The organism is Candidatus Methylomirabilota bacterium (genome assembly GCA_036002485.1).
GTDB lineage: Bacteria > Methylomirabilota > Methylomirabilia > Rokubacteriales > CSP1-6 > AR37.
Genome location: DASYTI010000141.1, coordinates 36344 through 45674, shown reverse-complemented (window position 1 = coordinate 45674; position 9331 = coordinate 36344). Strand labels below are relative to the sequence as shown.

The window sequence follows — 9331 nt, the reverse complement described above, 5'->3', positions numbered from 1 at the left end:
TCCTGGGCCTCGTCCAGGTCGGGCTCTGTCCGGGACCCGAGCCCACCGACTGGTGGCCGCGCTTCATCTATCATCACTGCGAGCGGGCCCGTGGCCTCTTCAGCATCTACATGACGCTCGCGGGCATCCTGACCATCGTGGCCCTCGCCCTGCTCCCGCGCGTGATGCCCGGACGCGGATTCAGGCCCGGGTCGGTGCTTCTCTGGCTCACCGCCCTGGCCGGGCTCATCGCCACCTTCACCCGTGGCGCCTGGCTAGGGCTGGCCGCGGGGGCGGTGGCGGTCCTCCCCGCGTTCCGGCGGCGCGGCGGGATCGCCCTGGGCGCGCTCGCCCTGATCTTCGTGGCCTTGCTCGTCATGCCCTCTGAGATTCGCCTTCGCTTTCTCATCCTCAACGAGCTGCGGCATCGCATCCTGACCATGACTGATCCCCACCAGGCGGGACTCCAGGAGCGGCGCTACATGTGGGAGAGCGGCCTGGCCATGTGGCGCGAGCGCCCGCTGCTCGGCTGGGGCCCGGGCGGAGTCAAGCGCGAGTACGAGCGCTACGCTCGACCCGAGGCCTTCAAGAAGCGCACGGGACACGTGCACAATACGCCGCTCCAGATCCTCGTGGAGCGCGGGCTCCTCGGATTCACGGCGTGGCTCCTGATCTGGGTCGTCTTCTACGCGCGCGCCATCGGGCGCCTGGGGCGGCTCGACGTCTCGCTGATCCGTGAGCGGGCCCTCGTGGCGGGCAGCCTCGCGGCGGTGACGGGCTTTCTCGTGGGCGGGCTCTCCGAATACAACTTCGGCGACTCCGAGGTCGTGATGGTCGCCTGGGCGGTCATGGCCTTGCCCTTTGTCGTGGCCCGCGGGATGGAATCGCCCGCCCCCGCCTTCGTGCCTGGGAAGAGCGGCGACGTCTCGCCCTCGCCCATGAAAGGGGAGCACGTCATCGCGCGAGAGGCCTGAGGCCTTTCCTCGTTCGTCGGGGGGTCCGTTTGTTTGGTCTCGTCAAGATTATTGACCCCCGCTTTCTGGCCCCGCATTTTCGATGTGAAAGCTGAACGGATCGGGCCATAATCGCTCTACTCAGCGAGATATGCCGGTTCCGGGGCTCCTCCCTGTTGCGGAGGTCATCACCCAGTGGGCGACGCAACATCTAGTCCGGTTTGCTTTCCGACGGGTTTAGGGCGCGTCGCGCTCGGAGCGCTGCTCGGCCTGGCGCTCGCGGGTTGCGCCCTATCCCAACAGTTCGGAGCGACGCTCGCCGCTCCGAGCGTGCCGCGCGAGATGGGCCCTGGGCGGATCGTCGGCAGGTGGGAGGGCGAAGTGGACCTCACCTTCCCTGACCGGACGCTCGTCGTCCGGTCGGTGCGTCGTCAGGGCGAGAAGTGGTCTGCCGACATCGAGTACGGCACGACTGGCCTCTATCTCACGCCGATGTCGGCCACGCTCGAGGTGAAAGGCGATCGTCTCACGCTTAGGTTCGTCACACAGCTCGCGTCGGCTGTCGAGCTCGACCTCGTCGAGGGGAATCTGTTACGCGGCACGTTTAAGCTCCCCAACGAGGCGAAACAGCGACCGATCGAGCTCAGGCGCGTGTCGTCTCAGCCGGGTGCCCCGTCCACCGCGCCGACCACGGCGCTCGACCGGCTGAGCCGCGCTGCCGCCGCCGAGAAGTCCACCGCCGAACCTGCTGTCCCCGTCGCCCTCTCGCCGCCACTGGCTCTGCCGCCCGATCCCGCAACAAGCCTCCCGCCCCTCATCATCGGACGCTGGGAGGGGGAGCTCGATTTCGCGGTGTCGCGGCGCACCCTCATCGTGGACTCCGCGCGTTTCGAGGGCGGAAAGTGGCGGGTCGAAGGGCGCTTCGGGGTAACGGACTCCGACCTCACGCCCGTCCATGTGCTCGTCGACACCGCCGACGACAAGATCGCGCTCCAGTTCGTTACGTCGCTCGCCTCGCGGGTGACCCTCACGCTCCATCAGGACGCCGCCCTCCGCGGCGTCTTCCGCCTGGCCTTCGAGACGAAGGAGCGCCGGCTCGAACTCAAGCGCCTCGCGGCCGCCACTGCACCGGCCGGCGTGGAGAAGCCCGAGCCCCTCGCCATCGCATTCCGCAATCCGCTGGAGCAGGCGCGGGTTGGCGACCCCGCGTTAATTGCGACGGCAATCGTGACCTCGGGACGCGGCGTGGCGACGGTCAGCGTGACGCTGAACGGTAGTGAGATCCACCGGGAGACCGAGAGTGGCGCGCCAAAATCCGTCGTGGTGAGCGTTCCCGTGACGCTCCGCGAAGGGCCGAACGTGATCGTGATCACCGCCACAGAGATGGACCGCACGGCCCGCCAGGAGGTCCGCACCATCACCTACGATCGCCGCCTCGCCCCCGCCCTGTCGGTGGCCCCCCCGCCGCCGCGGGAGCGCTGGGCGGTGGTCATCGGCGCCGGGCGCTACGACAACCCGGCCATCCCGCGGCTCGCCTACAGCGTGGCAGACGCCGAGGCCGTGTATCAGACGCTGATCGGGCCGGGGGAGTTCAAGAAAGAGAACGTGCTCCTCTTGACGGACAAGGCGGCGCGCAAGCCGACCCTCCGTAATATTCGGTACGCGCTCGGCACGTTCCTGGCGCGCTCCGCGCGGAGGGACGACACCGTGCTGATCTTCTTCGCGGGCCACGGCGGGCCCGAGGCTGACCTGCGTGGGGCGGAGCGCGACGGGCTCGCGAAGTATCTGCTCCCGACGGACGCCGATCCCGAGGATCTCTACGCCTCGGCCCTCCCGATGGACGAGATCCGGACGATCTTCGAGCGGATCGAGGCCGAGCGCGTGGTGGCGTTCTTCGACGCCTGCTACAGCGGCGCCGCGGGCGGGCGGACATTCGCGTCGCAGAAGACGCGCGCCGTGAGCGTCGACGACCTCTTCCTCGAGCGTCTCGCGCAATCCCGGGGGCGCGTGGTCATCACCGCCTCCCGGGCCTCGGAAGTATCGATCGAGCTCTCCGCGCTCGGTCACGGCCTGTTCACCTACTATCTCGTCCAGGGCCTCCGGGGCGCAGCCGACGCGAACAGCGACGGCATCGTGTCGCTCCAGGAGCTCTACGCGTATCTGGAGCGCGAGGTGGGGCGGAGGTCGCGCGCCGTCGGAGGCAATCAGCATCCGATGATGAAGGGCGAGGTCGAAGGTTCACTACCGCTGATCCGAGTGAAGCGGTGAGAGCGGGGTTGGCGGTGCTGGCGCTTGTGCTCGCCGCTCCGGCGCCGGCGTGGCCAGAGTCGCCGACCGAGGAGATGCAGCAATACACCGAGCGGGTACTGCAGCTGATCCAGGACACCGTGCTGCGGGAGAAGGACACGATCGAAGCGCTTCAGGCGGCCGTGCGCAAGGTCGCGATTCAGGTCTTCGGCGCGCCGGAGGCGGCAGAGGGTGCGCTTGGGCGTCATTGGGAGGAGCTGACTCCGGCCGAGCGCGACGATTTCGTCCTGCTCTTTGCCGAGTTCCTGGAGGCGATCTATATCTCGCGAATGGACAGAGAAGGGGGCCTCCGGGTCCGGTACGTCGGCGAGCTGGTCGAGGGCGACCGGGCCGACGTCCGCGCCCGCGTCTTCACCAAGAAAGGACATGAGTTGACGGTGGACGCCCGGCTCGTGCACCGCGACGGCCGCTGGCTCGTCTTCGACGTCGCGGTCGAGCAGATCAGCCTCGTGGCCAACTACCGCGCCCAGTTCGACCGGGTCATCCGGAAGTCAGGCTATGCGGAGCTTGCCCGGCTGATCCGCGTCAAGCGCGATGAGCTCCTAAAGGCCAAGCGCGCTGCGGCCGACTGAGGTTGCTGGGCGTCCCATCCTCGGGAAGGGCCCGAGCGGCCCGTTCCCGGATTGAGAAAGGGTGACTATCGTGGCGTCGCGCCCTCCGTTTCGCGCTGATCACGTGGGGAGTCTGCTTCGCCCGCCCAGCCTCAAGGCGCTCCGGCTCAAGAAGGAATCGGGGCAGGCCACCACCCAGGAGCTGGCCGCGGCCGAGGACGCGGGTATCCGCGAGGTCGTGAAGCTTCAGGAGGAAGCCGGCCTCCAGGGCATCACCGACGGCGAGCTCCGCCGCAAGTCCTGGCACATGGACTTCCTGACCCAGCTCGGCGGTCTGGCCAGCGCGGGCAAGGCGCTTCCCGTCACGTTCCGCGGGCCGACCGGTGAGGTCTTCTTCACCCGGCCGGATCTGGCCATCACGAGCCGGATCACCCGGCCCCGCCCGATCTTCGTCGCGCCGTTCTCTTTCCTGAAATCGACAGTGTCCCGTACGGCCAAGCTGACCATGCCGTCCCCCTGCATGCTCTACACGCAGGTGGGACGCGAGAATATCGACAAGTCCGTGTACCCCGATCTCGACGGCTTCGTGGAGGATACCGCCGCCGCCTACCGGGCCGAGATCGCCGACCTCTACGCCGCGGGCTGCCGCTATCTCCAGCTCGACGACGTGAGCCTGGCCTACCTCTGCGACGAGGACATGCGCGCCCAGGGGAGAGCGCGGAACGACGATCCGGACGAGCAGCTCGCCATGTCCGTCAAGCTCGTCCAGGCCACGCTGCGCGACAAGCCCAAGGACCTGACCGTCTGCACCCATCTGTGCCGCGGCAACTTCCGCTCGTCCTGGCGAGCCCAGGGCGGCTACGCGAAGATCGCCGAGACCATCTTCACCCAGCTCCCCTACGATGGCTTCTTCCTCGAGTTCGACGACGCGCGCTCGGGGGACTTCTCCCCGCTCCGCCACGTCCCGAAGAATGTCCGCGTCGTGCTGGGCCTGGTCACCACCAAGGTGGGCACCCTCGAGAAGACGGACGATCTCAAGCGCCGGCTGGACGAGGCCTCGCGCTACGTGGCCCTGGAGCAGCTCTGCGTCAGCCCCCAGTGCGGCTTCTCCTCGACCGTGGAGGGGAACGTGATCACCGTCGAGCAGGAGAAGGCCAAGCTCAGGCTGTGCGTCGACCTGGCCCAGGAAGTCTGGGGGGGTCTCTAGACCCGAGAGGCGGCTCAAAAGGGCCCAGATGCGAGGCGACGCCCCGCCGTTCGAGTCGAGCGGTGGCCATCGGCCGACGCGAGACGAGGGCTGAGTGGATCAGCAGGTGAGGCGTACTCTCTGTACGTTGAACCTGCTGCCGAGGGCGTCAACGAAGCAGATGGGCCCTTTTCAGCCGCCTCTCAGTAGCGTTTGGTCAGCTCGGTCGAGGCCCGGACCTTCGCGAAGTACTGCTTGAAGCGGCCGACGTCGCCCTCGGACACCAGGTCGGAGGCCATCACGCAGACGAGCCCCGCCTGCCGCCACACGATGAGGCTGAAGCCGTCGTTCTCCTGCCTGAGGAGCGGTCGCCACCGGTCGATCTGCACGCGGCCGCGCTCCGGGATGGCCACGACCGGCCCCGGCGCGATGACATAGACGACGGTATGGCCATCGCGGTCACGGTAGACGAGGGACATGGCACGCCGGCCCTCGACCACAGTGGGCACGGCGCCAATGAGCTGAAGGTCATCGTCCCCGGTGAAGACCCAGTTGAGGGTGACCCCGCTCTCCTCCATCACGCGAGGCAGCGCCGCCGGAAGCAGCTCCGGACGCGTGTCGCTCCAGATAACGGCGCGCGCGTGCTCGGAGATGGCGGCACGCGAGAGATACAGCACGGGATCGACGGTTCCGCGCGGCAGGGCGGGGGCGAGCCACAGCACCATGACCATGGCCGCGGCCAGCGCGGCCAGCGCGGGAGCCAGCCAGAGGGATGGCCGCGACCGGGCCTCGACCGGATTGAGGGCCTCCATGACGGCCCGGCGCAGACGGGCCGGGGCCGGCCAGCGCGGGAGCGCCCCGCGCAGGAGATGGCCGGTCTCGTCCGGCTCGTCGTCCAGGGGGCTGGTCATGAAGCGCCCTCGCCCGGCCGGCCATAGTCCTTGAGAAGCGCCCGCAGCCGCTCCTTGGCCCTGAATATCCTCGACTTCACGGTTCCCACGGGGCAATCCATGATGCGGGCCACGTCGTCGAGCGACAAGCCCTCGATCTCGGCCAGCATGAGCGGAGTCCGAAACTCTTCGGGAATGCGCCGGAGGGCGCCTTCGAGATCCATGTGCGCGCTCTGGCTCTCGCCGTCCTGGGTGGGGGCGTCGTGGAACATCGGGGCCTGGCCGTCCGCCACACCCGCCTCACCGAGCGCCGGCTCGCGCTCCCGGAGGCGGTAAAAGGTCAAGAACGTGTTCCTCAGGATTTGAAACATCCAGGCCCGTAGATGGGTTCCCGGCTGGAAGCGGTGGGAGAAGCGGAGCGCGCGGACATACGTCTCCTGGACCAGGTCCTCGGCCTCGGAGCCGTTGCGCGTCAGGTAGACGGCGAGGTTGTGGAGCGCGTCGAGGTGCTGGAGGGCCTGCTGTCGGAACTCGTCATCCGCCACGACGACCTCGGCCGACGTCTAGAAATCGAACCAGCGTCGCGGAAGGTCGGAAAGGCGCACCTCGTGCTCGTCGGCCAGCTCCTCGAGGAGCTGGCGGATGGTCTGATAGAGCACGGGGTGCTCGAGCTCGGGGGCGAGATCGGCGAGGGGACGCAGGACGAAGGCGCGCTCGTGCATCAGGAGATGCGGGATGTGCAGGTGATCCGGCCCGCTGATCACGCGATCATCGTAGAGGAGGATGTCGATGTCGAGCGGGCGCGGCTCATACCTGAGAGCCTCGGGGGTGCCCGCGCCGCGCGTGCGGCCGAGCCCGCGCTCGACGTTTTGCACCCGCTCGAGGAGGGCGGGGGGCTCGAGGGTGGTCTCGATGGCGATCACGCAGTTGAAGAACCAGGTCTCCTGGCTCAGGCGGCTCTTTCCGGGCTGCCGCTCCCAGGGCTCGGTCCAGTAGAGCGGCGAGGCGTCGAGGAACTCGACCTCGGGCAGGCTCCGGAGCTGAACCACCGCCTCGCGCAGGAGCGCGACGCGATCGCCCATATTGGAGCCCACCGAGAGAAAGACCTTCGCCATTGGCGCCCTCGCCCCCGCGTCATCCACTCGGCACTCGCCGGCGGACAAGCTCGACCCCGGGGATGCCCTGCAGCCCTTCCATGGGCGGAGTAAGCTTCCGCACGCGGACGCGCACCTCGGCGCAGGGAAACTCCCCGAGGAGCATGCCGGCCAGCCTTCCCGCCAGCCGCTCCAGGAGGTTGACGCGCTCCTTCGTGGATTCCTCCACGATCCGCGCCGCCACCAGTCCGTAGTCCACCGTGGTCCGGAGATCGTCGGACGTGGCCGCCGCGGCCAGGTCCACGCTTAGCTCTACGTCGACCGAGAACCACGCCCCCACCGTCTGCTGCGCCTTGGTCACACCGTGGTGACCGTAGAAGCGCACGTCCTCGAGGAAGATTTTATCAGAGCTCAGAGCTTGAGCCCTTTGAGCCGCTCCATGGCCTCGGCGAGACGCTTGGCGTCGATAGTCAAGGCCACCCGATAGAAGCCCTCGCCCGACGGGCCGAAGCCCACACCCGGCGTCACCACGCAACCCACTTCCTCCAGCAGCCTCGAGGCGAAGGTGCGCGAGTCGAGGCCTTTCGGCACGGGCGCCCACACGAAGAAGGCCGCCTTGGGCACGTCCACCTCCCAGCCCAGGGCTTTCAATCCCGCCACCACCACGTCACGCCGCTCCTGGTAGACCTTGCGGTATTGCTCGGGAATGTCCTGGGGTCCGTTCAGGGCGGCGATGCCGGCCTCCTGCACGGCCTGGAACACTCCCGAGTCGACATTGGTCTTGATCTTGCCAAGGCCGGCCAGGTACTTTGCATTGCCGACGCAGAAGCCGATGCGCCAGCCCGTCATGGAATAGGTCTTCGACAGGGAGTGGAACTCGACCCCGACCTCCATGGCCCCCGGCGTCTCCAGGAAGGAGGGCGGCCGGTAGCCGTCGAACCGGAGCTCGGAGTACATGGCGTCGTGACAGACGATGATGCCGTGCTCGCGGGCGAAGGGGACGACCTTGGCGAAGAATTCCCCGCTGGCCACCGCCGCCGTCGGGTTGTTCGGGTAGTTGAGGTACATGAGCTTGGCCCGCCGTGCCACGTCCGCCGGAATGGCGTCCAGATCGGGCAGGAAGCCGTTCTGACGCCGGAGCGGCATGAAGTGGACCTCGCCGTCCGCGAACCACGTCCCCGCCGCGTAGACCGGATAGCCGGGGTCGGGCACGAGCACGGCGTCGCCGGGATTGACCCAGGCCAGCGGCATGTGCGCGGTGCCCTCCTTCGAGCCGATGAGGGTCAGCGCCTCGGTCTCCGGATTGAGCGACACGCCGAAGCGCCGCGTGTACCAGTCGCAGACGGCCGCGCGAAAGGCCAGGAGACCCTCGTAGTCCGGATAGCGGTGGCTGGCCGGGTTCTCGGCGCCGCGCTTGAGCGCCTCGATGATGTGGGGCGGCGTCGGCAAATCAGGATCGCCGATGCCCATGTCGATGAGATCCGCGCCTCGCGCGCGCGCCTCGCGCTTCTTCCTGTCGATCTCCGCGAAGAGATACGGCGGCAGCTTGCGGAGGCGCTCGGCCATCTCGAGGGGTTTGGGTGTCGTCTGGGCCACGGGGGCGATCTCCTAGAGCTTGATCACGGGGTTCTCGAGGCTGCCGATTCCCTCGATGCGCACCTCGACGCGATCGCCGGGCACGAGGGGTCCCACGCCGGCCGGGGTGCCCGTGGAGATGAGGTCGCCCGGCAACAGCGTCATCACCGCCGAGATGCGCGCCACCAGATCCTCCACGGGGAAGATCAAGGTCTTGGTGCTTCCCACCTGTCGCCGCTCGCCATTCACCCAGGTCTCGATCTCGACGGCATTGGGGTCGATGCCGGTGACGATGCAGGGACCGGCGGGGCAGAAGGTGTCGAAGGCCTTGGCCCGCGACGGGTGCCCGTCACGCTTCTGGATATCGCGGGCCGTGACATCGTTCAGGCAGGTGTAGCCGAGCACGTATTCGCGCGCCCGCTCCACGGGGGCGTGGCGGCAGCGCTTGCGGATGACGATGGCCAGCTCCCCCTCGTAGTCCACGCGGCTCGACTGGACGGGATAGACGATGGGATCGTCCGGCCCGCAGAGCGCGGTTAGCGGCTTGAAGAAGAGCGCCGGCTCCTCGGGAATGGGCAGGGCCATCTCCTCGGCGTGATCGCGGTAGTTGAGACCGACGCAGACGATCTTGGAGGGCACCGCCGGCGTGAGGAGGACGGCCTGCTTGACGGGCCAGCGCTTGCGGGCCTTCTTGAAGGTGCCGTAGGGCGTGCCCGAGTACTCGAGGATCTGCCGCCCCTCGAGCGCACCATAGCGCGTCTTGCCCGCCGCCTTGAAGCGGACGATCTTCATGGGT

10 protein-coding genes are annotated in these 9331 nt (G+C 68.1%); 4 read left to right on the top strand and 6 right to left on the bottom strand.

Translation table 11 applies throughout. The annotated features are described in order from the left end of the window. The 4 genes from VGT00_14010 to VGT00_13995 all read left to right on the top strand — a co-directional run. Positions 1–953: O-antigen ligase family protein (locus VGT00_14010; GenBank protein ID HEV8532530.1), on the top strand; the 953-nt coding region annotated here is incomplete at its 5' end. Between the two features lie 360 nt (positions 954–1313). Next, the gene (locus VGT00_14005) at positions 1314–3200 is read left to right on the top strand and encodes a caspase family protein (protein HEV8532529.1); all 1887 of its coding nucleotides are present in this window, start codon (positions 1314–1316) and stop codon (positions 3198–3200) included. Positions 3201–3214: 14 nt separating this feature from the next. Then, complete coding sequence (locus VGT00_14000; protein ID HEV8532528.1) at positions 3215–3811, top strand: ABC transporter substrate-binding protein; 597 nt, start codon at positions 3215–3217, stop codon at positions 3809–3811. A gap of 70 nt (positions 3812–3881) precedes the next feature. Continuing rightward, complete coding sequence (locus tag VGT00_13995) at positions 3882–4997, top strand: 5-methyltetrahydropteroyltriglutamate--homocysteine S-methyltransferase (protein ID HEV8532527.1); 1116 nt, start codon at positions 3882–3884, stop codon at positions 4995–4997. Between the two features lie 182 nt (positions 4998–5179). Here the strand turns inward: VGT00_13995 and VGT00_13990 are convergent, their stop codons facing one another. Genes VGT00_13990 through VGT00_13965 form a run of 6 tightly spaced genes read right to left on the bottom strand, consistent with a single transcriptional unit; the run spans position 5180 to position 9327 of the window. Continuing rightward, positions 5180–5887 carry a hypothetical protein gene (locus VGT00_13990; protein ID HEV8532526.1) on the bottom strand — a complete coding sequence of 236 codons (708 nt, stop codon included), beginning with the start codon at positions 5885–5887 and terminating at the stop codon, positions 5180–5182. After that, positions 5884–6411 carry a sigma-70 family RNA polymerase sigma factor gene (locus VGT00_13985; protein HEV8532525.1) on the bottom strand — a complete coding sequence of 176 codons (528 nt, stop codon included), beginning with the start codon at positions 6409–6411 and terminating at the stop codon, positions 5884–5886. The genes VGT00_13990 and VGT00_13985 overlap by 4 nt, the downstream gene beginning before the upstream one ends. 18 nt (positions 6412–6429) lie before the next feature. Further along, a complete protein-coding gene (folK, locus tag VGT00_13980; GenBank protein HEV8532524.1) occupies positions 6430–6981 on the bottom strand; it encodes a 2-amino-4-hydroxy-6-hydroxymethyldihydropteridine diphosphokinase in 552 nt (183 codons plus the stop codon). 19 nt (positions 6982–7000) lie between these two features. Then, positions 7001–7360 (bottom strand): dihydroneopterin aldolase, encoded by a 360-nt coding sequence (folB, locus tag VGT00_13975; protein ID HEV8532523.1) that lies wholly within the window; start codon positions 7358–7360, stop codon positions 7001–7003. A gap of 11 nt (positions 7361–7371) precedes the next feature. Further along, positions 7372–8526, bottom strand: coding sequence for an LL-diaminopimelate aminotransferase (locus VGT00_13970; protein ID HEV8532522.1), 1155 nt, complete (start codon positions 8524–8526; stop codon positions 7372–7374). 42 nt (positions 8527–8568) lie between these two features. Next, positions 8569–9327: a fumarylacetoacetate hydrolase family protein gene (locus VGT00_13965; GenBank protein HEV8532521.1), complete on the bottom strand. Its 759-nt coding sequence runs from the start codon at positions 9325–9327 to the stop codon at positions 8569–8571. Positions 9328–9331: the final 4 nt, after the last annotated feature.